Annotated in this window: 24 protein-coding genes; 7 read left to right on the top strand and 17 right to left on the bottom strand. The window is 45.7% G+C overall.

Annotated features, from left to right (window positions below; translation table 11 throughout):
- Positions 1–11: 11 nt before the first annotated feature.
- The 7 genes from prmC to AOC07_RS00770 all read right to left on the bottom strand — a co-directional run bounded on the left by prmC (position 12) and on the right by AOC07_RS00770 (position 8,085).
- Entirely contained in the window at positions 12–863 is an 852-nt protein-coding gene (prmC, locus tag AOC07_RS00740; RefSeq protein WP_215357734.1) for a peptide chain release factor N(5)-glutamine methyltransferase, read from the bottom strand.
- Between the two features lie 4 nt (positions 864–867).
- Positions 868–1,947 (bottom strand): peptide chain release factor 1, encoded by a 1,080-nt coding sequence (gene prfA / locus AOC07_RS00745; protein WP_215357736.1) that lies wholly within the window; start codon positions 1,945–1,947, stop codon positions 868–870.
- Positions 1,948–3,264: a glutamyl-tRNA reductase gene (hemA, locus tag AOC07_RS00750; RefSeq protein ID WP_215357738.1), complete on the bottom strand. Its 1,317-nt coding sequence runs from the start codon at positions 3,262–3,264 to the stop codon at positions 1,948–1,950.
- Between the two features lie 280 nt (positions 3,265–3,544).
- Positions 3,545–4,306 (bottom strand): uracil-DNA glycosylase, encoded by a 762-nt coding sequence (locus AOC07_RS00755; protein WP_215357740.1) that lies wholly within the window; start codon positions 4,304–4,306, stop codon positions 3,545–3,547.
- A gap of 8 nt (positions 4,307–4,314) precedes the next feature.
- Positions 4,315–6,096, bottom strand: coding sequence for a M61 family metallopeptidase (locus tag AOC07_RS00760; protein WP_215357742.1), 1,782 nt, complete (start codon positions 6,094–6,096; stop codon positions 4,315–4,317).
- A 5-nt stretch (positions 6,097–6,101) separates the two neighbouring features.
- Complete coding sequence (locus AOC07_RS00765; protein ID WP_215293514.1) at positions 6,102–6,818, bottom strand: DsbC family protein; 717 nt, start codon at positions 6,816–6,818, stop codon at positions 6,102–6,104.
- Entirely contained in the window at positions 6,811–8,085 is a 1,275-nt protein-coding gene (locus AOC07_RS00770; protein ID WP_215357743.1) for an FAD-dependent monooxygenase, read from the bottom strand. Before AOC07_RS00770 ends, AOC07_RS00765 begins: the two co-directional genes overlap by 8 nt.
- A gap of 40 nt (positions 8,086–8,125) precedes the next feature.
- Here AOC07_RS00770 and ychF point away from each other — a divergent pair, with 40 nt between their 5' ends.
- Complete coding sequence (gene ychF / locus AOC07_RS00775; RefSeq protein ID WP_215357744.1) at positions 8,126–9,220, top strand: redox-regulated ATPase YchF; 1,095 nt, start codon at positions 8,126–8,128, stop codon at positions 9,218–9,220.
- 71 nt (positions 9,221–9,291) lie between these two features.
- On the opposite strand, the gene AOC07_RS00780 is transcribed toward ychF, so the two are convergent.
- The 6 genes from AOC07_RS00780 to rpe all read right to left on the bottom strand — a co-directional run bounded on the left by AOC07_RS00780 (position 9,292) and on the right by rpe (position 14,402).
- Positions 9,292–9,642, bottom strand: coding sequence for a hypothetical protein (locus tag AOC07_RS00780; protein ID WP_215357745.1), 351 nt, complete (start codon positions 9,640–9,642; stop codon positions 9,292–9,294).
- 136 nt (positions 9,643–9,778) lie between these two features.
- The gene (gene trpC / locus AOC07_RS00785; RefSeq protein WP_215357746.1) at positions 9,779–10,582 is read right to left on the bottom strand and encodes an indole-3-glycerol phosphate synthase TrpC; all 804 of its coding nucleotides are present in this window, start codon (positions 10,580–10,582) and stop codon (positions 9,779–9,781) included.
- A gap of 5 nt (positions 10,583–10,587) precedes the next feature.
- Positions 10,588–11,613 carry an anthranilate phosphoribosyltransferase gene (trpD, locus tag AOC07_RS00790; RefSeq protein WP_215357747.1) on the bottom strand — a complete coding sequence of 342 codons (1,026 nt, stop codon included), beginning with the start codon at positions 11,611–11,613 and terminating at the stop codon, positions 10,588–10,590.
- An 8-nt stretch (positions 11,614–11,621) separates the two neighbouring features.
- On the bottom strand, positions 11,622–12,188 hold the full coding sequence (locus AOC07_RS00795) for an aminodeoxychorismate/anthranilate synthase component II (RefSeq protein WP_215357748.1): 567 nt from the start codon (positions 12,186–12,188) through the stop codon (positions 11,622–11,624).
- Positions 12,172–13,677, bottom strand: a complete 1,506-nt coding sequence (gene trpE, locus AOC07_RS00800; RefSeq protein ID WP_215357750.1) for an anthranilate synthase component I — start codon at positions 13,675–13,677, stop codon at positions 12,172–12,174. The genes AOC07_RS00795 and trpE overlap by 17 nt, the downstream gene beginning before the upstream one ends.
- Positions 13,677–14,402, bottom strand: a complete 726-nt coding sequence (gene rpe, locus AOC07_RS00805; protein WP_215357751.1) for a ribulose-phosphate 3-epimerase — start codon at positions 14,400–14,402, stop codon at positions 13,677–13,679. The genes trpE and rpe overlap by 1 nt, the downstream gene beginning before the upstream one ends.
- A 49-nt stretch (positions 14,403–14,451) precedes the next feature.
- Between rpe and apaG the strand changes: the two genes are divergently transcribed.
- The 3 genes from apaG to AOC07_RS00820 all read left to right on the top strand — a co-directional run bounded on the left by apaG (position 14,452) and on the right by AOC07_RS00820 (position 16,890).
- Positions 14,452–14,826 carry a Co2+/Mg2+ efflux protein ApaG gene (gene apaG / locus AOC07_RS00810; protein WP_215293523.1) on the top strand — a complete coding sequence of 125 codons (375 nt, stop codon included), beginning with the start codon at positions 14,452–14,454 and terminating at the stop codon, positions 14,824–14,826.
- Positions 14,827–14,909: 83 nt separating this feature from the next.
- Positions 14,910–16,085, top strand: a complete 1,176-nt coding sequence (locus AOC07_RS00815; RefSeq protein ID WP_371816719.1) for a murein transglycosylase A — start codon at positions 14,910–14,912, stop codon at positions 16,083–16,085.
- A gap of 28 nt (positions 16,086–16,113) precedes the next feature.
- A complete protein-coding gene (locus AOC07_RS00820) occupies positions 16,114–16,890 on the top strand; it encodes an enoyl-CoA hydratase (RefSeq protein WP_215357752.1) in 777 nt (258 codons plus the stop codon).
- A gap of 22 nt (positions 16,891–16,912) precedes the next feature.
- On the opposite strand, the gene AOC07_RS00825 is transcribed toward AOC07_RS00820, so the two are convergent.
- Genes AOC07_RS00825 through bioA form a run of 4 tightly spaced genes read right to left on the bottom strand, consistent with a single transcriptional unit; the run spans position 16,913 to position 21,460 of the window.
- On the bottom strand, positions 16,913–18,109 hold the full coding sequence (locus tag AOC07_RS00825; RefSeq protein ID WP_215357753.1) for a M20 aminoacylase family protein: 1,197 nt from the start codon (positions 18,107–18,109) through the stop codon (positions 16,913–16,915).
- Between the two features lie 57 nt (positions 18,110–18,166).
- A complete protein-coding gene (gene bioD / locus AOC07_RS00830; protein ID WP_215357754.1) occupies positions 18,167–18,886 on the bottom strand; it encodes a dethiobiotin synthase in 720 nt (239 codons plus the stop codon).
- On the bottom strand, positions 18,879–20,117 hold the full coding sequence (locus AOC07_RS00835) for an 8-amino-7-oxononanoate synthase (RefSeq protein ID WP_215357755.1): 1,239 nt from the start codon (positions 20,115–20,117) through the stop codon (positions 18,879–18,881). The genes bioD and AOC07_RS00835 overlap by 8 nt, the downstream gene beginning before the upstream one ends.
- Positions 20,114–21,460 (bottom strand): adenosylmethionine--8-amino-7-oxononanoate transaminase, encoded by a 1,347-nt coding sequence (bioA, locus tag AOC07_RS00840; protein ID WP_251371681.1) that lies wholly within the window; start codon positions 21,458–21,460, stop codon positions 20,114–20,116. The genes AOC07_RS00835 and bioA overlap by 4 nt, the downstream gene beginning before the upstream one ends.
- Before the next feature lie 89 nt (positions 21,461–21,549).
- On the opposite strand from bioA, the gene bioB reads away from it, so the two are divergent.
- The 3 genes from bioB to mraZ all read left to right on the top strand — a co-directional run bounded on the left by bioB (position 21,550) and on the right by mraZ (position 23,972).
- Positions 21,550–22,587, top strand: coding sequence for a biotin synthase BioB (gene bioB / locus AOC07_RS00845; RefSeq protein ID WP_215357758.1), 1,038 nt, complete (start codon positions 21,550–21,552; stop codon positions 22,585–22,587).
- Between the two features lie 11 nt (positions 22,588–22,598).
- Positions 22,599–23,228: a 2-polyprenyl-3-methyl-6-methoxy-1,4-benzoquinone monooxygenase gene (coq7, locus tag AOC07_RS00850; RefSeq protein WP_215357760.1), complete on the top strand. Its 630-nt coding sequence runs from the start codon at positions 22,599–22,601 to the stop codon at positions 23,226–23,228.
- Positions 23,229–23,543: 315 nt separating this feature from the next.
- Positions 23,544–23,972, top strand: a complete 429-nt coding sequence (gene mraZ, locus AOC07_RS00855; RefSeq protein WP_215358382.1) for a division/cell wall cluster transcriptional repressor MraZ — start codon at positions 23,544–23,546, stop codon at positions 23,970–23,972.
- The last annotated feature ends 7 nt before the right edge of the window (positions 23,973–23,979 follow it).

A 23,979-nucleotide genomic window follows, 5' to 3' on the forward strand; every position in this document is an offset into this window, starting at 1 on the left:
TTAAAGCCTCATTACCCGCCTGAATTTCTACCGGAGGCGACTCGGCGATGTCCCGCTAAATCTAAATGCGTTTGAATATCACATAGACCAACGGATTTCATCAGATCAAGGACAGCATCCGATTGATCAAAGCCATGTTCAACAGCGATTAAGCCATTGAGATTGAGATGATCTTTAGCGCCATCAATAATTGTTTTTAGGCAGCTCAGTCCACCAGCATGATCGGTAAGCGCTGAGATGGGCTCAAAGCGCAAGTCACCTTGTTTTAAGTGGGGATCTTGGCTGTTGATATAGGGCGGGTTGCTCAGAATGATGTCAAAGCGATTCTCATCACTTAAAGCCTCATACCAGTTACCCTCAATTAATTGAACTTGAGTTTCAAGACCTAAAAGTATGGTATTGGTTTTTGCAATAGCTAAAGCTTCGGCTGAATGATCGGCGGCTGTTACTAATACATGAGGGGCTGAATGTGCAACTGCTAGAGCAATGGCTCCAGACCCCGTTCCTAAATCTAATACTGATGCTGAACCCTGCAAGCGTTTAATTTCTCGCAGACCAATTTCAACCAGAAGCTCGGTTTCAGGGCGCGGTATTAGAACACCTGGAGCAACAGATAACTCGATATTGTAAAAACCTTTTTTGCCAACAAGGTAGGCAATCGGTTCACCCTGAAGTCTCTTAGACTCAAATCTCTTCCACTCATCCAGTGCCTGGCTATTAAGCCCTAAATCATCGTGCGATAGTAAGGCAGAGCGTGGAAGTTGGTAGTGCTTTTCAAGAATGTAGGCCATCAAAATTTTGGCTTCATTAGGGGCAAGTGCTGAGGCCCTCAGCAAGGAGCGTAGGCTTAAATCTTCACTCACAGATTTAGTTGTCACCCAGTGCTGCAAGCAATTCTGCTTGGTGTTCAGATGCCAATGCATTGCAGAGATCATCAATATCCCCATCCATCATGGCATCTATCTTATAGAGCGTCAGATTGATGCGGTGATCGGTAATTCTTCCTTGTGGGAAGTTATAGGTGCGAATGCGATCACTGCGATCGCCCGAGCCAATTAAGGATTTCCTGGTTTGCGCCTCTAGCTGATGCTTCTCTCGTTCGCGTGCATCCATAATTCGTGACACAAGTACCTTCATTGCCTGCTCACGATTACGATGTTGGCTACGGTCATCTTGACACTCCACTACAGTACCAGTCGGTAAGTGGGTGATACGAACTGCAGAATCGGTTTTGTTGATGTGCTGACCACCCGCACCAGAGGCGCGGAAAGTGTCGATACGTAACTCTGCGGGATTAATTTTTACTGCTTCCAATTCATCTGCTTCTGGCATCACCGCCACAGTACAAGCTGATGTGTGAATGCGTCCTTGAGTTTCTGTCTGGGGAACGCGTTGCACGCGGTGGCCGCCTGACTCAAATTTCAGCCGTGAGTACACTGCTTGGCCAACTAAGCGAAGCACAACCTCTTTATAACCACCGAAATCAGATTCAGCGGCACTAACCACTTCTACTTTCCAGCCTTGACGTTCTGCAAAGCGGGTATACATGCGCAATAAGTCACCTGCAAACAGCGCACTTTCATCGCCACCAGTGCCTGCTCTAATTTCTAGGAAGACATTTCGCTCATCGTTCACGTCTTTTGGTAATAAGAGCTTTTGTAGGGCTCCCGCAAGATCTTCCATGGTGGCTAAAGCCTGCTTTTGTTCTTCGTCAGCAAAATCCTTCATTTCGGGATCCTTGCGCATTTCCTCTGCTGCTTGTGCGTCTGCCTCGGCTTGCTTGTATAGACCAAATTGCTCAACAACCGAAGCAATATCAGAATGTTCGCGCGTGAGCTTCCTATAAGCATCCATATCCTTGGTGGCTTCTTCGGAGGTTAAAAGGGAGTTAAGTTCGGCTAAGCGCGTGTCTAGATGATCTAGCTTAGCCCGCATGCTGGGCTTCATCTAATGATCTTCTGGCTTAGTATGTGAGGCAAATAGTTTGGGTAAGAGCTTAATCAGAGCATCACGCTCAGCGCCATTGGAGTGTTGTAATGCATGAAGAGAACCATGCAAGAATTTGTTGGTTAATCCCTGAGCCATTGCATTCAGTACTTCTTGTGGATCATCGCCACGCATTAAGCGTTTCATGGCACGTTCTAATTCAAGCTGTCTTAAGCGTTCACCCTGCAGCTGAATATCCTGAATGATGGGCACGGCATTGCGTCCTTGCATCCAATGCATAAAGTTGCCAACGCGATCTTCAATGATGGCTTCAGCTTGACTTACCGCAGCTTGACGTAAATTAGCGCCAGTCTGAATCATGACGCCGAGGTCATCTACAGTGTAGAGATACACATCATCTAGTCGTGAGATTTCTGGCTCAAAGTCACGGGGAACCGCAAGATCTATCATCACCATCGGTTTATGGCGGCGCTGTTTAAGAGCGCTCTCCACCATGCCTAAACCAATGATAGGTAAAGATGAGGCAGTACTGGAAACAATAATGTCGAATTCATGAAGACGCCCTGGAAGCTCAGAGAGTTTGAATGATTCGGCTTCTATAGCTTGCGCAGAGATGGAGTCTGCCAATTCTTGGCCTCGTTCAATAGTCCGGTTAGCAATTGCAACATTTTTGGGCTTATGTGCTACAAAGTGTGTAGCACATAAGCTGATCATGTCCCCAGCACCAATAAATAAAATGCGCTGATCAGCGATCTTTTCAAAAATGCGCTCCGCAAGGCGAACAGATGCAGCGGCCATTGAAATTGAATGCGTGCCAATTTCAGTAGAGCCACGAACCTCTTTAGCAACAGCAAATGTTTTCTGAAAAAGTTGATTGAGATAGGTTCCCAACACGCCTGCATCATTTGCAGTGCGAACCGCATCTTTCATTTGACCCAAAATCTGAGTTTCGCCAATCACCATAGAATCTAATCCACAAGCAACTCTAAAAGCATGGCGAACCGCATCAGATTGTGGCAAGGAATAAATATGGGGTTGAAGGCTACTTGGAGCTAGCTGTTGAGTTTTAGAAAGCCAATCAAAAGTGGCTTCATGAAGGAGGTCGGCAGCGCTGGCATCATTTGCCGCGCAGTACACCTCAGTGCGGTTACAGGTTGATAAAATCGTAGCTTCAGGCAGCCCGGCCTGATTCGCGCCAAGCAAATGTTGGCGTAAATCATGCAACGCTTCTTGAAGAAATTCAGGGTCGAAGGCGACCTTTTCCCGAATGGCGACCGGCGCTGTGTGATGATTGATGCCGAGTGTCAACAACTTCATAATGGCGATTATAGATTTGATGACGGCATTAATGGAGGTATCAATGGGGTTTTTAGCTTTTCTGCTAATTGGAGGTGTTTCTGGGGCTTCTGCCTGGATCTTTTACCCAGGCCAAGCCAGTGGGCCAAATCTGGTAAAGCTTCTGTTGGCGGTGCTTATGGGCTTTATATCTGCCTTGCTGAGCTCATACCTAGGCCAGTACTTGGGATTTTTTCAGCCTGGCCAGATGTTGGAGTGGCTAAGTGCCATTTTTGCCTCTTGCCTGGTGGGGTGCATCTACTCAGCTTTTGCCAAATAGGTCTGTCTGGGGTGCTCCACCAACCCAAATAATTTCTTTTTTACCCAGCTCCCTAAGCCATTTATTGGTTTTGCTGAAATGCCCGCAGCTAGCTCTTGCCCCTGGCTCTAAAAAAGGCTTGTCTGTTTTGTAAACACCTAAACCAGAGGGGTGGGAAGACTGCAAAATGAATTGATCGATACCAGATTCAATCAACGGTAATTTAGATTGTGCGTGTCCGCCCCAGAGCATCCAAACTAATTGCGGCCTCTGTGCAGCCAAAGCAGAAATGAGTCGATCGATCAAACTCTTCCAGCCAAGGTTAGCGTGGCTACCTGCCTCACCTAATCTCACACTTAAGGCTGTATTGAGAAGCAGCACTCCTTGCTTTGCCCAGGCATGGAGATCACCATTGGGTAGGTGACCAAATCCCTCAAGAGCAAGTGCTTTGCTAATGTTGCGTAAGGAGCTTGGAAATTCTCGAGAGTGAATGGGGATACTCGCGGGAATTGAGAACGCCAAGCCCTGAGCAAGGCCCGGTGAGTGATAAGGGTCTTGCCCCAGAATCACAGCCTTAACAGATTCAACGGGAGTTAATTCAAATGCTCGAAAAAAATGACTCGGCTCTGGCCGGATGATTTTTGGATCTACATCAAGGGCGGATTGTAAATTGGTTTCTAATTCTTGCCAGGCGGTAGAGTCAAAATAATCACCCAGTAATTTGCGCCAATCTCCCGGAATGTCGTCTTTAGAAAAAGTGGACATCTATGAAATTAAGAGTTCGCGCTATTGGCGATGAGCTCATATTGCGTAGGTAGTTGACTTGCGTGCAAGCTTGCGATGCGCTCATGTTCTAAATCATCGCGATAGAAGCAAAAGTGAATATTTTGCGTTTCAGTAAGGCCAGCAAGAATCTTATCTAGGCGTGTATTGGTGACGCGTTGACCATTGATACTAGCAAGAAGATCACCAGGTGCCAGGCCCGCTAACTGTCCGGCTCCGCCATCCAAGACATGCGTTACTTTTAGCCATCCATTGGTATCGGAATGTCGCATTCCAAGCTGCAGCTTGATCTTCTCTAATTTGGAGTGCGTTTTTTGTTTTACTGAAATTAACTTAGAGGTGATCCATTTCTGAATTGGAATATCTTCTGTGCCAAAAATATAGCGTGCTTTCATGTCGGTCCAGGTTTTCAAAAAACCAACCCCAAGTAATTCATCAACCAAACTATCTAAGCCATCCTCGGCAATACCGTCGAGTGTGACGCCATGTCTTTGCCAAATTAAACGCATGAGGTCATCTAGTGATTTCTTATTTTTTGAGAAGGTCCGAATTTGTAGGTCCAGACCTAGCGCAAATAGGGCGCCCTTACTGTAGTAACTCACTACTGCATTAGGGGTGTTTTCATCTGCTTGGTAATACTTGGTCCAGGCGTCAAACGAGCTATCTGTCAGACTCTGTTTATGTCTTCCTGGACCGCGAAGGATGCTATTCCAATTATTAGAAACTAGCCCTAAATAAGTTTTGAGATCAATGCGTTTACTGCGTAACAGCTGGAGATCATCATAGTAACTAGTAAAGCCCTCAAACAGCCAAAGCAAGCCAGTGTGATTGCGCTTGCTTAAATCATAAGGCTGAAATGCTCTTGGCTGAATGCGCTTGACTAACCAGGCATGAAAATATTCATGACTACATAAACCTAAAAACTCACGATAGACAGTTTCATCAAGCGGTGCATCTTGTTGCGGAATCTGGTCGCGGCGGCATAGTAGTGCTGTGCTGTTGCGATGTTCAAGTCCACCATAGCCATTCAGTACCGCATTGACTAGAAAGAGATAGTTTGCAAATGGAGCTTGATTAGTTTTAGGGTCAAATAAATTAATCGTGCAAGAACAAATAGCTTGCAAGTCTTGTGCAAGGCGCCTTGCGTCAATTGTATTAATGCATCCCTGAATCGCCATACTGTGTGGAATGCCATTTGATTCCCAGCGAACCATCTGAAATTCACCCATGGCAACGGGGTGATCAAGAAGGTCATCATAATTCTGTGCAAGATAAAAACCAAATCCACGCTCGTCGGTTTTCGCTTCCCTTAAACCTGTTTGCACTGACCAATGCTCTGCAAAGCTGGCGTCTGGTGGCGCAATAGCAAGCGAGCAAGGCGTATTATTTTGACCTATGACCTCAAGACATAGGCTGCTTGCGTTGAAGAACCCGCGTTCAGTATCAAGATAAGCAGCGCGTACGGAGGAATCATAGGCATATACCGTCGTGATCACTTCAATTGCACTATTTTCCTTTGGTAAGCGCCACTGATCGTTATTGAGTCTCTCTAAAGGAAGCTTTTTCTTTGTACTCACTGAATAGGCCTCAATCGATTCAATCTGCTTACTAAAGTCTCGAATCAAATAGCTTCCCGGAATCCATGTTGGCATCTGCAATATCTGCCCTTCTGGGTCAGGATTTACAATGTGCAGCTTCACTTGGTAGCGATGACCATGAAGGTCTGCCGGCCATACGGTGTATTGAATTTCTGGAAGATCTGCTGTATTCATGATGTTTATTTCAGTGAACTCAATTTCTTTTCAATATCACCAATCTGAACTGCGCCAGGGAAGCGGCTGCCGTCAGTAAAGAAAAGAGTGGGTGTTCCTGTGATGCCATAGGTTTTTGCAAAAACGACATTCTTATCAAGTGGAGTAGCGCAATCAGTTTTACCACTTGGGCTGATGCCGTTAATCATCCAGTCGATGTATGCCTTGTATGGATCTGATGAGCACCAAATTTGTTTTGATTTTTGGGCTGAGTCGGGCGACAGGATGGGAACGAGGTAGGTATATACGGTAACGTTATCCAATTGTTGCAGGGATTTTTCTAAACGCTTGCAGTAGCCACAATTAGGATCCGAAAATACAGCTAGCTGACGGCTGCCATTACCGCGCACAGTTTTGATAGCGTTAGCTTGATTTAAGTCAGTCCACTTAATGCGATTTATATCAGCCTGCCTTTGCTCAGTAATATTTTTGCCAGTCGCTAATTCAATGATTTCACCCTGAATTAAATATTTCCCAGAGGCATCCGTATAAAAAACTTCATTACCAACCAATACCTCATACAAGCCTGGAACTGGCGCTGCTGACACGCCTCTCACTTTTACATTTGTACCCAGCTTTTTTTGTATCTCCATTTTGATTTGCTGTTCAACTTGTGCATTCGCAGAACCAGTGAAGAGGAGGATGGAGGAGATAAAAGCTAGTGCTGATAACAAGTTAATCAAAATCAATGTCTCCTAGAGCGCGTTCAATGAGGCGCTGTTTAATAAAATGGCTTTTATTAACTAAGCCAAGGCCCCAGTTACGTAGTTGTTGTTCAGTATTGCTGCTTGCAGAAAATAGTTTCTTGAGTTTGTCGGTGACCCACAAGAGTGCGCTTGTATCACCTTGGCGTTGACGCTCGTAGCGACGCAGTAATACTACATCGCTTGGTGAGCGGAAAGATTCGCGTTTACCAAGAATGTTGAGTAAGACAGCAACATCGCGCAAGCCCAAGTTGAGGCCTTGCCCTGCCAGGGGGTGCATCACATGAGCCGCATCGCCAATAAGGATAACTTTAGGCGTTACTTCTGGACCAATAAACCGTTTAGCCTGAATCTTCCTTAGTGGATAGGCCGCCGGGGTCGAGTTGAGGGTGAGCTTACCTAATTGTTTGCCAATGGCACCGTTCGCAATCGAGCTAAATCGCTCTTGCCATTGGATTTGATCTAGTTTTAATAAATCTATCGCATGCTCAGGGGAGGTTGACCACACCATTGATAGTTGTTTGCCGGGCAAGGGGAGCATCGCCACAATATCGCCGCCGGGTAAGAACCACTGAAAGGCTGTTTCAAGATGAGGGTAAGTGCAATTCCAGTTGGCAACTACAGCGCTTTGGGAGTAGCTCTCTTCGCTGGTAGTGATGCCAAGTGATGCGCGAATAGGAGAGTTGGCGCCATCAGCAGCAATAATGAGTTGTGCACGAATGGCCTCACCATTTTTTAGATGTAGCGTACCGCCATCAGCATCAACTTCTAGTCTTTCAATAGCATCACTAATGCGTTCCAACTTATTTTGAAAACGGGATGCTTGATCGAGCGTGTGTTCAATGAGGTTAGATTCGCCAATCCAGGCTAATTGCGGAGTGCCTGCTTCGAAGGCAGACAGGTGAAGCTGATCATCTTTTTCACCACGGTCACCGTAGATACGCATATCGCGCACTGACTGCATGCGACTGTGATCTAGCGCATCCCAAATTTGTAAATGAGCTAACAGTTTTTGGCTGCTGGGCGAAAAAGCATAGATACGTTTACCCCATTGATGGCCCTGAGGGCTTGGCGTGGCCTGACCAAGATCAGGTGCGATTTCAATGGTTTTGAGGCCAAGTTGGGCTAAGCCTAGCGCGCAGGCCTTGCCAGCAATACCTCCGCCAACTACGACAACGTCTACAGAACGGGTTTTAGCCGAATGCGTAGGGGAATTTGGTGGGCTATTTGCGTAAACTTCTGACATAACTCGATGATATCGAAACCAGGCCCTTTACAATAAAGCTATGTCTTTGAAATGTGGCATCGTCGGCCTGCCTAACGTCGGCAAATCTACCCTCTTTAACGCGCTTACCAAAGCTGGAATCGCAGCGGAAAACTATCCTTTCTGCACGATTGAGCCCAATGTAGGCGTGGTTGAGGTTCCTGACCCCCGTCTAGCCTCCTTGGCTGAGATTGTGAAGCCTGAGCGCATCCTGCCTGCCGCAGTCGAGTTTGTCGATATTGCAGGTTTGGTAGCTGGTGCCTCCAAAGGTGAGGGTCTCGGAAATCAATTTTTAGCCAATATTCGAGAAACGGATGCAATTACCCATGTGGTTCGTTGCTTTGAGGATCCGAATGTGATTCACGTCGCAGGCAAGATTGACCCTATCGCCGATATTGGTGTGATCGATACGGAATTGGCACTATCAGATTTAGCAACAGTTGAGAAAACACTCAATCGTTCTAGTAAGGCTGCCAAGTCTGGTAACGACAAAGAGGCAGCAGCCTTGGTTGCAGTCCTTACTAAAGTCCAGGCTCACCTTGATTTAGCGCTACCAGTGCGGAGTCTGAATTTGAGCGAGGAAGAGCTTCTATTGATTAAGCCATTGTGTTTAATCACTGCTAAACCAGCAATGTATGTTGCAAACGTCAAGGAAGATGGCTTTACTAATAATCCACATCTTGAAGCAGTAAAGCAACACGCCGCAAAAGAAAAGGCTCCAGTGGTTGCTGTTTGTGCAGCAATTGAGGCAGAGATTGCTGATTTGGATGATGTCGATAAAACAGAATTCTTGGCTGACCTGGGCATGGAGGAGCCTGGCTTAGATCGCGTTATTCGTGCTGGCTACTCATTGCTTGGTTTGCAAACTTACTTTACAGCCGGGGTTAAAGAAGTGCGCGCCTGGACTATTCATCAAGGCGATACTGCGCCGCAGGCTGCTGGCGTTATTCATACAGACTTTGAGCGCGGCTTCATTCGTGCGCAAACTATTGCTTATGATGACTTCATTCAATTTAAGGGTGAGGCTGGAGCTAAAGAGGCTGGCAAGATGCGCGCTGAAGGCAAGGAATATGTTGTTAAGGATGGGGATGTATTGAACTTCTTGTTCAATGTTTAAGCAGTCGATATATCTTTGACTAATAAAAAAGCCCTTTCAATAAGGGCTTTTTTATTAGAACTTAAACAAACTTAAGCCGACTTCACTGCCTTCTCAAGACATTTCGAAATTTCTTCGTAGCGCTTGAGGGCCAACTTTGTTGGCACTACCTCCTTCTTGCGCCCATCAGCATTTGATGCCATTTTGATGTAGCCCATAGCACTCAGGTTTTTCAAGCGGCCATGTAATGTTGCTTGAGAACCCAGATCTGAAAGTGAAATTAAATCACCCACTAATAGAGGGGTTTTTGAATGTGCGCAGTTAACAATCTTATCTAATAAGTTTTCTTCAATGGCATCGAGTTTCTTGCCGGGGTTAATTCGATCTAAAGCATCGATTAAACTGAGAAAGCGAAGATAAGATGAGGGCTTCGGTATGGCCATAATTTATTAGTATTTAATCCAGTTTAAGGGCTATTAGCTATAGGGCTAGTGTATTCCCTAAGCATCACTTTTTCAAACGAAATTAGTTATAAAAAGCATTCATAATCGATGCATTCTCTAGCTTGCTTAAAGTAGCTTAGAAAAATAACTCGCGAAGAGCTGCTCCTGGATCGGCTGCTCGCATAAATGCTTCACCAACTAAGAATGCATTGATTTGATTGTTGCGCATCAGTTGCACATCAGTACGGCCCAATATCCCTGATTCAGTTACCAAAGTCTTATTTTTTGGAACCATGGCTAGAAGTGAGAGCGTGGTTTGTAGTGTTACCTCGAATGTCTTGAGATTTCGGTTATTGATACCAAGTAAAGGCGTTCTAAGCTCAAGTGCTTGCTCTAGTTCTGGCGCATTGTGGACTTCAACTAAAACATCTAGGCCGAGCTCGTGAGCGCAAGCCTCAAGCTCCTTCATTTGATTCATCTCTAAGCAGGCGGCGATTAAGAGAATTGCATCTGCACCAATTGCACGCGCCTCATAAACTTGATATGGATCTATGGTGAAATCTTTACGAAGTACTGGAATGCTGCAAGCAGATCTGGCCTCTTGGAGATAGGCATTGCAGCCCTGAAAGTATTCAATATCAGTAAGCACTGATAAACAGGCGGCGCCATGCTTTTCATAAGACTGAGCAATTTCTGCGGGTTTAAAATTTTCTCGAAGAATTCCTTTGCTGGGACTCGCTTTTTTAATTTCGGTAATCACGCCAGCTTTGCCGGCAGCGATTTTTTGTTCAATTGAGGCAATAAAGCCACGCGGCTTTAGCTGAGCATCTTTGTTATTGAATTCGGCAATATCACGTTGGTTCCCAAGTGAGACCTGCCTAAGGTTGTTTGCAATCTCAATCTTCTTGGTTGCAACAATTTTGCCGAGAATGTCGCTCATGGGTTTCATTTAGATTGGCTTGCTGCAACAAATGCGTCTAGCTTCTTGCGTGCGGCCCCAGATGAAATTGCGGCTTTGGCCATTTCTACCCCAGAAGCGATATCTTTAGCGACACCGGCAACATAAAGAGTTGCGCCTGCATTGAGGCACACAATATCACTCGCCGCGCCTGGTTTGTTATCGATTACATCCAATACGATTTGTTTTGATTCTTCCGCATTGGCTACTTTGAAGCTATTCGTGAGGGCGGTATTCAATCCAAAGTCTTTAGGGTGGATTTCATATTCGCGGACAACACCATTCTTAAGTTCACCCACAAGAGTAGAACCCTCTAGGGAGATCTCATCGAGGCCATCGCAACCATAAACCACCAGGGCGTGTTCCATGCCTAAGGCTTGCAGCACATGGGCTTGAATGCCAACAAGATCAGGATGAAATACGCCCATCAAGATTCGTTTTGCATCAGCAGGATTGGTAAGTGGCCCCAAGATATTAAAAATCGTCCGTACACCCAATTGCTTACGAATGGGCACCACGTTTTTCATGGCGGGGTGATGGTTGGGCGCAAACATAAAGCCGGCACCTACAGTAGCAATACATTTGGCAACTTGATCTGGGGAAAGTCCTAGATTTACACCCAGAGCTTCAAGTACATCAGCGCTACCAGATTTACTGCTCACGCTACGATTACCGTGCTTAGCAATTTTGGCTCCAGCGGCTGCAGCAACAAACATCGCTGCAGTGGAAATATTGAAGGTATGTGCGCCATCGCCCCCTGTACCCACAACGTCAACTAGATGTGTGCGATCTTCCACCTTAACTGAGGTTGCAAATTCACGCATGACTTGTGCAGCAGCAGCAATTTCTCCAACAGTCTCTTTTTTAGTACGCAGAGCTACTAATAGCCCGGCAACTAATTCAGGCGACATTTCGCCACTCATGATGAGTCGCATCATTGCAGTCATTTCATCATGAAAGAGTTCGCGATGTTCGATGCAGCGTTGCAGTGCTTCTTGTGGAGTAATTGGCATAGTGCTGTTTACTTATTCAGTAAGAAATTCTTGAGCAGTGCATGACCATGCTCAGAAAGAATGGACTCAGGATGGAATTGCACGCCTTGAACAGCGAGTTCGCGATGGCGCACACCCATGATCTCTCCATCAGAAGATGTGGCAGTTACCTCTAGCATCGCTGGTAAGGAACTCTTTTCAATAGCGAGTGAGTGATAGCGAGTAACTTTGAACGGATACGGTAAGTTTTTGAAGACACCCACACCCGTGTGGTGAATTGAGTCAGTCTTACCGTGCATGACTTTCTGCGCACGAATGACCTTTCCGCCAAAAGCTTCACCAATCGCTTGATGTCCAAGACATACACCGAGAATCGGAATCTGTCCTGCGTAGCATTTGATGGTCGCCACTGATATGCCAGCTTCAGCTGGGCTGCATGGCCCAGGAGAGATGCAAATACGCGCCGGGTTGAGCTTCGCAATGTCTTCTACCGCGATTTCATCATTGCGAAGTACTTTGACCTCTTCACCTAACTCAGCAAAATACTGCACGAGGTTATAAGTAAAAGAATCGTAGTTATCAATCATTAGGAGCATCGAGTCCTCCTTGTACCAATTCTGCGGCGCTCAGAACTGCGCGTGCCTTGGCTTCAGTTTCTTTCCATTCGGCAGTAGGATCTGAGTCGGCCACAACACCGGCACCTGCTTGGGAATGCAGCATGCCCTCACGAATCACTCCAGTACGAATGGCGATTGCCACATCCATGTCCCCTGAGAAGGATAGATAACCTACTGCGCCGCCGTAAACGCCACGTTTCACAATTTCCATTTCGTCAATAATTTCCATGGCACGAATTTTAGGTGCACCAGAAAGCGTTCCTGCTGGGAAGGTGGCTCGTAAGACATCCATATTGCTCATGTTCTCTAAAAGATCGCCTTCTACTGAACTCACAATGTGCTGCACATGAGAATATTTTTCAATCGACATGGAATCAGTGACTTTGACAGATCCCGTTTTGGCAATTCTGCCAACATCATTGCGAGCAAGATCAATTAGCATGACGTGTTCGGCAATTTCCTTGGGGTCTGCAAGCAATTCTTTGGCTAAGCGCTCATCTTCTTCTGGGTTAGCACCTCGTGGACGGGTGCCAGCAAGTGGGCGAATCGTCACAATTTTTTCTGCGGCACGTTTTTCTTGACGAACCAGAATTTCTGGAGATGAGCCCACAATTTGCATATCACCAAAATCATAGAAATACATATAGGGCGAAGGATTCAGTGAGCGGAGCGCTCTGTAGAGAGCTAATGGTGAGTCAGTAAATGGTTTGCTAATTCGTTGGCCAATCACAACCTGCATGCAGTCACCAGCCAAAATATATTCTTTGGTTTTACGAACTGCATCTTCAAAATCCGCAGCCTTAAATTTACGAATTAGATCAGTTTTTGCACTTGGCAATGATGCAGGCATATTCGCCGGTTTACTAAGACAAGTGAGTAATTCTTTTAAGCGATCTTGTGCTTTTTCAAAGCCATCAGGAATGCTTGGATCGGCATAAACAATGAAGTAAATCTTTCCAGCGACGTTATCAATCACAGCTAACTCTTCGGTTAGCATGAGTTGAATGTCCGGCACGCCGAGTTCATCCGGTAAATCATGTTTCGCTAGACGCGCTTCGATATAGCGAACGGTGTCATAACCAAAGTAACCAGCAAGACCACCACAAAAACGAGGTAGACCTGGTTGAACTGCAACCTTAAAACGTTTGAAATAAGCATCTACAAAATCTAGTGGATTATCAGTATTGGTCTCAACTGCTTTGCCATCAGTAAGCACTTCATTTAACGGTGAAGTTGGAGTGCCAACCGCTCTGACAATAGTCTTGGCAGGTAAGCCAATAAACGAGAAGCGGCCAAAGCGCTCGCCTCCCAAAACTGATTCCAAAAGGTAAGTGTTTTTCTTGCCAAACGCTTGACTTATTTTGACGTAAAGCGAGAGTGGTGTTTCTAAGTCAGCAAGAACCTCTTTCACAAGGGGAATGCGATTGAAACCCTGCTTTGCTAGGGCATTAAATTCTTCGCGCTGCATTAGGATTTTCCAGTCTTTCCTAACTCAGCGCGCATTGCCTCAATCACTTGAGCGTAATTTTCTTTTCCAAAAATAGCTGACCCAGCAACAAAAGTATCGGCACCTGCTTGGGCAACTTGCGCAATGTTATCCACTTTGATTCCACCATCAACTTCAAGGCGAATATGGCGACCTGTTTCTGCTTCATAGCGATCTAAACGTACGCGAACTTGTTCAATCTTATGAAGAGTGCTTGGAATAAAGGATTGACCACCAAAGCCTGGATTGACAGACATGAGCAGAACTAAGTCGAGCAATTCCAAGGTGTGATCTAAATGATCTAGTGGCGTTGCAGGGTTAAGTGCGAGACCTGCTTGACAGCCTTGATCACGAATTAAATTCAGCGTGCGGTTCACGTGCGGGCTAGCCTCGGGATGAAAGCTAATTAAATTAGCGCCAGCTTTTGCAAAATCAGGCACGATGCGATCTACGGGCTCAATCATGAGGTGAATATCAATCACTGCAGGCTTGCCATTTTTTAAGGCGTGCGGACGAATCGCCTCACAAACTAATGGACCAATAGTGAGGTTAGGAACGTAGTGGTTATCCATCACGTCAAAGTGAACCCAATCAGCACCAGCCGCAAGAACATCCTGAACTTCTTTGCCTAAGCAGGCAAAGTCAGCCGACAGAATGGAGGGGGCAATGAAGAATTCACGATTTGAGGATGATTTTTGGCTTTCCATCCCTAGATTCTAGCTTGCAGTTGGCCTTGGGATGGAGCAGAATTCGAGGATGAATCCCCATGAAATGAGCATTACGGTCAAAGCCCAGTACCTTCCAGAGCAATCTGACCCCGATAACCGCCAATTTGCCTTTGCTTATACGGTTACCATTCGCAATACTGGTCCGGCCAGTATTCAGTTGATTGCCCGCCATTGGTTCATCACGGATGGGGATAATGATGTCCAAGAGGTCCGTGGCTTAGGGGTAGTTGGGCAACAACCGTTATTGCGCGCTGGGGAGCAATTTGAGTACACCAGCTGGGCCACTTTACCCACTCCAGCAGGAACCATGCGAGGCGAATATTTTTGCGTTACCGAGGAAGCACAGATTTTTCAGGCGCCAATCCCTGAATTTGCTCTGGTGATGCCCCGAACCCTCCATTAGGGGGGGCTTGGAAAAACTATTTTTTCCCTTTGCCCGTCCATAGGACAATAAATAGCAATAGCCCCAAAGCAATAGCCCCTTCAATGACAAAGAGCAGCATTGGGTATTCATCGAGTAAATTGGCGATCATGATTTCTAAATTTAAATTATTTGAAGTAAGTGTATTCGCTATTCTGATTACGAGCCTAGTTGCTGGATGCTCGACACCACCCACCAGAAGCGCCGGCTATCGATCTAGCAGCTCTGGAGCAGCTCCCTCGTCTTATAGCTCATCAATAGCTAGCTTTAATGTAGTTTCTTGGCAAGCTTTACCCGGTTGGCAAGATGATGACTTGTCACAAGCTTGGCCGGCGTGGTTAAAAAGTTGTGATGCATTACGTAAGCGAAGCGGAGAGGTGAATTGGCGCCAGGTGTGTGCGCAAACTGCTAACGTATCAGCTCGTGATACTCAAGCGATTCGCTCATATTTTGAAAGCAATTTCCAGGCTTATGAAATTCGCAATAGCGCTGGAAGCGAAACAGGTTTAATTACGGGTTACTACGAGCCAGTAATGAATGGGTCGCAAACCCGCACTAGCACTTACAGCGTGCCGCTCTATGCCTATCCGAATGCTTGGAAAAAATCAAAACCGAATCCAGGGCCAACACGAGCTGAACTCATGAGCTCAGGGATTTTGCAAGGGTCTGAAATCGCGTGGGTACAAGATCCTGTTGCTGCTGCATCTATGCAGATTCAGGGCTCAGGAAAAATTCGCCTGCAAGATGGTCGCGTATTGCGTTTAGGTTTTGCTGGTACTAATGAGCAGCCTTTTAAATCATTTGCACAATGGTTATTAGATCGCAAAGAGATTACTCGCAGTGAGGCCACCATGCAGGGCATTTCTCAGTGGGCTAAGCGTAATCCAGATCGAGTGAATGAAATGCTCAATGCTAATCCACGTTTTGTTTTCTTTAAAGAGTTGCCTAGCAATGTTGATGCTGATCTAGGCCCTAATGGCGCACTTGGTGTTCCATTAACAGGTGAACGCAGCATTGCAGTTGATTTACAAGCTCTGCCATTGGGCGCACCTGTATTTTTGGCTACTACTAAGCCTTTAAGTAATCAATCCTTGCAAAAGCTCGTGATGGCACAAGATACTGGTAAAGCGATTGTAGGTGGCGTCAGGGCTGATTATTATTGGGGTTCGGGTGAGGCCGCAGGAGAAACCGCAGGGCGTATGAAACAAAATGGCAAGATGTGGTTATTGTTACCACGTTAATTGACGGATATTGAAGAGAAAGAAATTGATGAGCTACAAAACAATTTTGACTGAAGTGGATGGCAAAGTTGCCATCATTACCTTAAATCGTCCTGAGGTTCTCAATGCATTAAATGATCAATTAATGGATGAGCTAGGTGCTGCTTTGCTTAGTTTTGATGCTGATGACAATGTTGGCTGCATCATCATTACTGGTAGTGAGAAAGCGTTTGCTGCTGGTGCTGATATTGCATCTATGGCTAAGTATGGTTTGCAGGAAGTCTATCGCGGTGACTTTATTACTCGCAACTGGGAAGAGATTAGAAAAGTTCGTAAGCCGGTAATTGCGGCAGTCTCTGGCTATGCGCTTGGCGGTGGCTGTGAGCTGGCGATGATGTGCGACACCATTATGGCTGCCGATAACGCCAAGTTTGCACAACCCGAAGTGAAGTTAGGAATCATTCCTGGCGCTGGTGGCACACAACGCTTGCCTCGCGCGGTATCGAAAGCCAAAGCGATGGATTTGGCCTTGACCGGGCGCATGATGGATGCCGCAGAGGCTGAGCGCTCTGGCTTGGTGTCACGTATTTTTCCAAAAGCAGATTTAATGAAGGAAGTGAAAGCCATCGCTAAAGAGATTGCTGATATGCCGCTACTAACATCGATGATGGTGAAAGAAGCGGTGAATACTGCTTACGAAACCACGCTCTCAGAAGGTATTCATTTTGAGCGTCGCTTGTTCCATGCTTGTTTTGGAACGAATGATCAAAAAGAAGGTATGGCTGCATTTATAGAAAAACGCCCAGCTAAATTTACCAACTCTTAAATGTAAAGATTTCGCGAGAGATCTAGGTTTTCTCGAGGTAGCGTTGCGCTAGTTTTACCCAATAGCTCACGCCTATTGGAATCAAGGCATCATTAAAGTCGTAAGAAGGGTTGTGAAGATGGCATGGGCCCATGCCATGGCCAACGGCCCGATGATCACCGTCCCCATTGCCCAGAAACACATAGCAACCCGGTTTCTCGAGCAACATAAAAGCAAAGTCTTCTGCGCCCATTGTCGGATCAATATGGGCATTGACGTTTTGTTTGCCCACCAATTCGCCCATCACCTCACTAGCAAATTGAACCTCGGCATCATGATTGATTAATGGTGGATAGTTTCTGGAGAAAGTAATGTCTACTTGGCAATCAAATGCACTTGCAATATTTTGGGTAATCTCCCGCAGGCGTTGCTCCATTAAATTGAGTACTTCTAAGGTAAATGTTCTGATGGTCCCGCCGATAAAAGCGCTGTCAGGAATTACATTACTAGTTTCCCCTGCATGAAACTGTGTGACCGATAACACAGCCGCATCAACAGGGCGCTTATTGCGAGTAATGATGCTTTGCAGTGCCAACACCACTTGCGCTCCAGTGAGTAGCGGATCAGCGCTATTGTGAGGAAGCGCGGCGTGACCACCTTTGCCTGTAATGGTAATTTCAAAAGTATTGCTAGAGGCCATCATCGGGCCCGAGGTCACGCCAAAGTGTCCTTCGGCTAAGCCTGGCCAATTGTGTAAACCGAAAACAGCATTGCAGGGAAATTGTTTAAAGAGTCCATCTTTAATCATTTCATTAGCACCAGCGCCACCTTCTTCAGCAGGCTGGAATATAAAAATAACGCTGCCTTTGAAATAGCGATGATTTGATAAATACTGCGCTGCTCCTAAAAGCATGGCAGTGTGACCATCATGACCGCAGGCATGCATTTTTCCGGCGTTGCGTGAGGTATGCTCAAAATGATTATGTTCTTGTAATGGCAGTGCATCCATGTCGGCACGCAAGCCAATCATTTTTCCAGAACCCAATTCACCGTCTAGGCGACCGACAACACCTGTTTTGCCCATGCCTCGATAAACAGTAATCCCCCAGCTAGAAAGTGCTTCTGCAACTAAATCGGCTGTGCGATTCTCTTCGAAGCGTAATTCAGGATGAGCATGAATATTGCGACGAATGTCTTGAATAGCTTCTGCAGAATCAAGGATTTCAGAGGGTAAATGCATTCCTTCATCTTATCTGAAAGTCCCATTAGTTGCACTCTAGGGCTTGCCATAGGGACTTTAATTGCTCATTATTTGGATGTGCTGTGCAGCAAAATCAAGCGCTTCTATTGAATAAGGGTTGTTATTTAATTTTAGAAGCGCTTTTGGCAAAGAGGGAATCAATCCTAAAAAAGGCACATCCATTTTTTTTTGCAAAGTAGCGATATTTTCTTTTAGAAGAGGCATCTCGCTCGATAAGGAATTGGCAACCCATCCTGCAATTTTCAAGCCACGAGCTTTGATCGCCTCTTGGGTAAGAAGGGCGTGATTAATGCAACCTAATTTCATACCAACTACCAAGATGATTGGTAGGTCAATTTGTTGCGCAAAATTGCCTAGATCTTCATGCTCATTCAAGGGAATTAAGAATCCACCGGCCCCTTCCACAATAATGCAATCGCTGTGTTTTTGAACCTCACTAAGTGCTCGAATAATCGTATCAAGGTCAAGAGTAGTGCCCGTATTTGCCGCGGCCAGATGGGGTGCAACTGGCATGTCTAAAACATAAGGGCATAAATTTAATTGGCCAGGCGCAAGTTGGGAAACAATGCGTAAAGTTTCTAGATCCTCGTTGAGAAGATCGCCATTGGCACTTTGATATGTGCCAGCAGCTACAGGTTTAAAACCGATAGCTTGCTTACCTTGCTTGCGTAGCTTGAGAATGAGTGCACCACTAATAAGCGTTTTTCCAACCTCAGTGTCAGTACCTACTACAAAGTAGCCGGTTAGTTTAGTCATGACTTACTTTCTCACTCACTTGCTGCTCGATCCTTTTCAGAGTCATGATGAGTTTGCGTAATTCATTAACGCTATGGTTTGCTGAAAAGGTAATCCGTAAACGAGCACTGCCAAGAGGTACTGTTGGCGGACGAATTGCCGGAATCCAGTAACCCGCTTCATCCAATAACTTTGCCGCCAAGAGTGCAGTAGCGTTGCCGCCCAAAATGACCGGCTGAATTGGTGTACAAGAAGAAACTTTTTTCCAATCTGAGAAGGTCATTTCATCTTGCCAAATGGTAATGAGGTCACATAGTTGCGCGCGACGCTTTGCACCCTCATCGCTTTCGATGATTTCAAGACTTTTAAGTAAGGTATGCGCAATAGCGGGCGGGGTTGCAGTGCTGTAGATATAAGGCCTACCCTTTTGAATCAGCCATTCAATAAAAGAATCTTGTGCACAAATAAAAGCACCGCTTACTCCGGCAGCTTTACCTAAAGTCCCAATATAAATAATGCGATCAGATTGAATGCCCTCTTGCTCCAGGATGCCATGACCCTGTTTGCCAAGTACCCCAAAACCATGTGCGTCATCTACCATCAATAAGGCATCATATTGCTCTGCTATATGAAGTAACTCTTTAACAGGCGCCAGATCACCATCCATACTAAAGACTCCATCTGCCACAATCAGCTTGAGAGACTTAGTATCTTTTTTAAGAGTATCAGTTAAAGAAGTAAGCTGAGTGTGATCAAACAAGTGAACTACGGCATTGGTTTGTGTGCTAGCCAAGCGAACGCCATCAATCAGTGATGCGTGATTCAGCTTCGCCGAATAAATACTCAGATCGCCACGCTGGGCAAGTCTAGCAAGGCCTGTTATGGCTGTTAGGTTAGCAAGGTAGCCAGTACTAAAGAATAAGGCGCGAGCATTGGGAATGTGTTTTTCTTGAAAAGAAGCCAGCTGCTTTTCAAGAAACTCATGCGCAGCGCTATGACCACTGATTAAATGCGAAGCGCCGCTACCTACCCCATATTTTTCACCACCCTGCGCTAGCGCTTTAATGAGGTCTGGGTGATTGGCAAGCCCAAGATAGTCATTGCTACAAAAGGCCTTAAGCTGCCTATTGCTAATGGTTACATCGGTATCGCAGGGGGATTCGGTAATGCGCAATTTTCGTTTTAGTAATTGCAAATCTAAATCTGCAATTTGCTCTTGCGCAAGTTTTAGGGCATTAAATGCACTGGTCATGTGAGTATCTTTTCGATTGCACGTCTGATAGCTTGACCCATTTGCATGGTTTCTTCGGTAGATAGGATGTATGGGGGCATTACATAAATCGTATTGCCAATGGGCCTGATGAGAACGCCCTCTTCCATGCCTTTGGCAAATAATTCGCGAGGGAAGATGCTTGCATTCTTGAGGTATTCATTTTTAATATCGAAGGCTAAAATCATTCCTTGTTGGCGCCAATGCTCTGTTCGAGAATCGGTTTTTGCCCATCTAAATGCATTCTCTAAATCTTGCGAGCGAGCAATATTTTTTTCTAAAACATGTTCAACTTCGAAAATCTTTAAGCAGGCTAGTGCTGCTGCGCATGCTAGTGGGTTTCCGGTGTATGAATGCGAATGCAAGAAGCCCTGTTGTGTTTTATCACTATAAAAAGTACAGTAAATCGTATCGGTGGTCATGCATAGCGAGAGGGGAAGATAGCCACCACTGATGCCTTTGGATAAGGTTAAAAAGTCAGGCCAAATACTGGCATGCTCACAGGCAAAAAACTTGCCACTGCGCCCACATCCTACTGCTATCTCGTCAGCTATGAAATGCACCTCATAGCGATTGCATAAGTCTCTTACTAAGCGAAGATATTCTGGTGAATACATTGCCATTTGCCCTGCACATTGCACTAGTGGCTCGATGATGATTGCAGCAATATGTTGATGTTCTTCTTTGAATAATTTTTCTAGTTCTGCCGCAGCATGTTTTGCAACATCTATTGCGCTCTCACCAGATTTTGCTTTGCGCGCATCGGGTGATGTGACGGTATACACATCTTGCAAGAGTGAGCCATATGCTTCACGAAAAATAGCAACATCGGTTACGGCTAATGCGCCAAGTGTTTCTCCGTGATAGCCATTCTCTAGGCAAACAAACTTTTTCTTTTTAGGTTTGCCATTAAGTTGCCAAAAATGATGACTCATTTTTAAGGCAATCTCGACTGCAGACGCACCATCGGAGGCATAAAAGACATGACCTAAATTTCCACCCGTGAGCGTGGAGAGTTTTTCAGAAAGCTCTACAACCGGTGGATGCGTAAACCCAGCCAGCATGACATGCTCAATTTTTTCTAACTGATTCGTTATTGCTTGATTAATCTGTGGGTTGGAGTGGCCAAATAAATTGGTCCACCAGGAGCTAATGCAATCAAGTAGAGCATTGCCTTTTTCGTCATATAGCCATGGACCCCGCCCTTTTGTGATGGCAATCAGCGGAAAAGACTCATGATGTTTCATCTGAGTGCAGGGGTGCCAAACGGCAGTGAGGCTACGATCAACGAGAGTGGGTTGATTTAAATCAGTAATAACCTTCATGTTTGATATTTGACCACTAGTTTTTCCAATTTCCGGCATGTATCTGTTATGTTTATGCCTTGAATTGATCTATTTTCTGGAATTTGCCTATGTTGGACGCCCAAACTGCTGAAAAACCGCTTACCTTAGTTAAATCTAAGGCTAATTTACGTAAAGAGGTTGATGCCTCTGGCGATTGGACTGTTACCCAGATCGAGGCACTCTTTGCGATGCCTTTCAATGAATTAATGCTACAAGCTCAAGAGACTCATAAGGTCAATTTCCCTGAGGGTGATGTGGAGTTGGCTACTTTGTTGTCCATTAAGACCGGTGGCTGCCCTGAGGATTGCGGCTACTGTCCGCAAGCTGCTCGCTATGACACCGACGTTAAGGCCGAGAAACTGATGGGCTTGGCAGAGGTTTTGGAAGCTGCTAGGGCTGCAAAAGCAGCCGGTTCAAATCGTTTCTGTATGGGCGCTGCATGGCGCGAGCCCAAAGATCGCGACATTGAAAAGGTGGCAGCGATGATTAAGGGTGTAAAGGCTCTAGGGCTTGAAACTTGTGCCACCTTAGGCATGTTGGAGGCTGATCAAGCCCAGGCATTACAAGAGGCCGGCCTGGATTTTTACAACCATAACCTTGATACCAGCGAAGATTTTTATCGCTCAGTGATTTCTACGCGCGGCTATCAAGATCGGCTTGATACGATTTCCAATGTGCGTGCTGCCGGTATGTCTGTTTGCTGTGGTGGGATTGTCGGAATGGGTGAGTCGCGTGAGCAAAGGGCGGCTTTCCTTGCCCGCTTGGCTAATTTAAGTCCTTATCCTGAGTCCGTACCTATCAACCATCTGGTACCTATTGCAGGTACACCCTTGGCAGACCAGAAGCCTTTAGACCCGCTTGAATTTGTGAAAACCATTGCAGTTGCGCGCATCACCATGCCTAAGGCCCGTGTGCGCTTATCTGCTGGTCGTCAAGCGCTTGGACGGGCCGTTCAGGCAATGTGCTTCTTGGCTGGCGCGAATTCTATTTTCTATGGCGAGCAATTACTCACTACCGGCAATCCAGAGGCGGAAGAGGACCGTGAGCTATTGGCAGAGCTGGGATTAAAGACTAAGCAAAGCCGTAAAGCTGAGGTTTTAGTCTAATTTTCCGGCCTATGGCGCTAATCGACCGCTTCATTATTGAGTTTGATACCGCGCTTCGTTCAGTCGTGGGTGGAGCGAGTGCTCAAAGACCCACTCCCGGTTCAGAATCTGGTGCAAATAGTGCATTAGATTCTGAGCAACGAAAACATGCAGCGGGTTTAATGCGCGTTAATCATGTTGGCGAAGTTTGTGCGCAAGCTTTGTATCAATCGCAAAAATTAGTTGCAAGAAATTCAGATATTCAAGACATGCTTGAGCGCTCTGGTCAAGAAGAAATGGATCACTTGGCGTGGTGTGAAACTCGTCTTAAAGAGCTTGGTTCGCACACCAGCTATCTCAATCCATTTTGGTATGCAGGATCCTTTTTGATCGGCATGATAGCAGGCTTAGCAGGTGATCAGTGGAGTTTAGGCTTTGTTGCTGAAACTGAAAAACAAGTTGAGAATCATTTAGAAAGTCATCTCAAAAAATTACCCGAAGATGATCATCGTTCACGTGCAATTGTTGATCAAATGCGGATTGATGAAATTGAGCATGGGCAAGCAGCTCTGCATGCTGGTGGGGTGGCTTTACCTGAGCCAATTCAAAAAATCATGCAAGCAATATCCCAGGCGATGACAACAACTGCTTACAAAATTTGACATTGATATTAGGGAGTTGGCTTAAGCTAATCCCAGAATTTAAGTTTGTATTAACTTTTGACATATTTTCTTATTACTACTGTTTTTAAATACAGTATATTGAGGAATTATCTAGTCATATAGCTAAGACCTATTCTTAAGTATATTTTCCAAGCCATTGTTTCAAGTAGCTATTTTATTATCACTATCTTCTGAACACATGACGCTAAGTGTTTGTAAACATTAGAGAATTTCCCAAAAAAATCCCTTAAAACACTTGACCCCCCTATTGCGATCCTCTAAAGTGGGAGGAAGTGTGAAAAAGTGGGGTAAATGGTGTTTCAAGGTGCGTCAGCTCTCAATTTAGATGCAAAAGGCCGAATGTCAGTTCCGGCCAAGCATCGTGACGCCTTGATGGTTCAAGGCGACGGCCGCCTTACGCTCACAAAACATCCAGATGGTTGTCTTTTGCTATTTCCAAGGCCGGAATGGGAAGGCTTTAGAGCAAGGGTTGCACAACTTCCTATGGATGCGCATTGGTGGCGCAGAATTTTTCTCGGCAATGCTGCAGAGATCGATTTGGATAATGCCGGTCGAGTTTTGGTGAGTCCGGAATTGCGTGCGGCAGCAGGAATTGAAAAAGAGGTGATCTTGCTCGGCATGGGCAGTCACTTGGAGTTGTGGGATGCAGCAACATATGCTGCGAAAGAACAGGCGGCGATTGCATTAGGTATGCCTGAAGCGCTCAAGCAATTTAATTTTTAATGACAGG

Source organism: Polynucleobacter sp. UB-Raua-W9 (genome assembly GCF_018687435.1).
Taxonomy (GTDB): domain Bacteria; phylum Pseudomonadota; class Gammaproteobacteria; order Burkholderiales; family Burkholderiaceae; genus Polynucleobacter.

Coding starts and splice junctions, on each gene's coding strand:
- prfA (WP_215357736.1), bottom strand. CDS start 1,947: ATGAAGCCCAGCATGCGGGCTAAGCTAGATCATCTAGACACGCGCTTA.
- hemA (WP_215357738.1), bottom strand. CDS start 3,264: ATGAAGTTGTTGACACTCGGCATCAATCATCACACAGCGCCGGTCGCC.
- AOC07_RS00755 (WP_215357740.1), bottom strand. CDS start 4,306: ATGTCCACTTTTTCTAAAGACGACATTCCGGGAGATTGGCGCAAATTA.
- AOC07_RS00760 (WP_215357742.1), bottom strand. CDS start 6,096: ATGAATACAGCAGATCTTCCAGAAATTCAATACACCGTATGGCCGGCA.
- AOC07_RS00770 (WP_215357743.1), bottom strand. CDS start 8,085: ATGTCAGAAGTTTACGCAAATAGCCCACCAAATTCCCCTACGCATTCG.
- ychF (WP_215357744.1), top strand. CDS start 8,126: ATGTCTTTGAAATGTGGCATCGTCGGCCTGCCTAACGTCGGCAAATCT.
- AOC07_RS00780 (WP_215357745.1), bottom strand. CDS start 9,642: ATGGCCATACCGAAGCCCTCATCTTATCTTCGCTTTCTCAGTTTAATC.
- trpC (WP_215357746.1), bottom strand. CDS start 10,582: ATGAGCGACATTCTCGGCAAAATTGTTGCAACCAAGAAGATTGAGATT.
- trpD (WP_215357747.1), bottom strand. CDS start 11,613: ATGCCAATTACTCCACAAGAAGCACTGCAACGCTGCATCGAACATCGC.
- AOC07_RS00795 (WP_215357748.1), bottom strand. CDS start 12,188: ATGCTCCTAATGATTGATAACTACGATTCTTTTACTTATAACCTCGTG.
- trpE (WP_215357750.1), bottom strand. CDS start 13,677: ATGCAGCGCGAAGAATTTAATGCCCTAGCAAAGCAGGGTTTCAATCGC.
- rpe (WP_215357751.1), bottom strand. CDS start 14,402: ATGGAAAGCCAAAAATCATCCTCAAATCGTGAATTCTTCATTGCCCCC.
- apaG (WP_215293523.1), top strand. CDS start 14,452: ATGAATCCCCATGAAATGAGCATTACGGTCAAAGCCCAGTACCTTCCA.
- AOC07_RS00815 (WP_371816719.1), top strand. CDS start 14,910: ATGACAAAGAGCAGCATTGGGTATTCATCGAGTAAATTGGCGATCATG.
- AOC07_RS00820 (WP_215357752.1), top strand. CDS start 16,114: ATGAGCTACAAAACAATTTTGACTGAAGTGGATGGCAAAGTTGCCATC.
- AOC07_RS00825 (WP_215357753.1), bottom strand. CDS start 18,109: ATGCATTTACCCTCTGAAATCCTTGATTCTGCAGAAGCTATTCAAGAC.
- bioD (WP_215357754.1), bottom strand. CDS start 18,886: ATGACTAAACTAACCGGCTACTTTGTAGTAGGTACTGACACTGAGGTT.
- AOC07_RS00835 (WP_215357755.1), bottom strand. CDS start 20,117: ATGACCAGTGCATTTAATGCCCTAAAACTTGCGCAAGAGCAAATTGCA.
- bioA (WP_251371681.1), bottom strand. CDS start 21,460: ATGAAGGTTATTACTGATTTAAATCAACCCACTCTCGTTGATCGTAGC.
- bioB (WP_215357758.1), top strand. CDS start 21,550: ATGTTGGACGCCCAAACTGCTGAAAAACCGCTTACCTTAGTTAAATCT.
- coq7 (WP_215357760.1), top strand. CDS start 22,599: ATGGCGCTAATCGACCGCTTCATTATTGAGTTTGATACCGCGCTTCGT.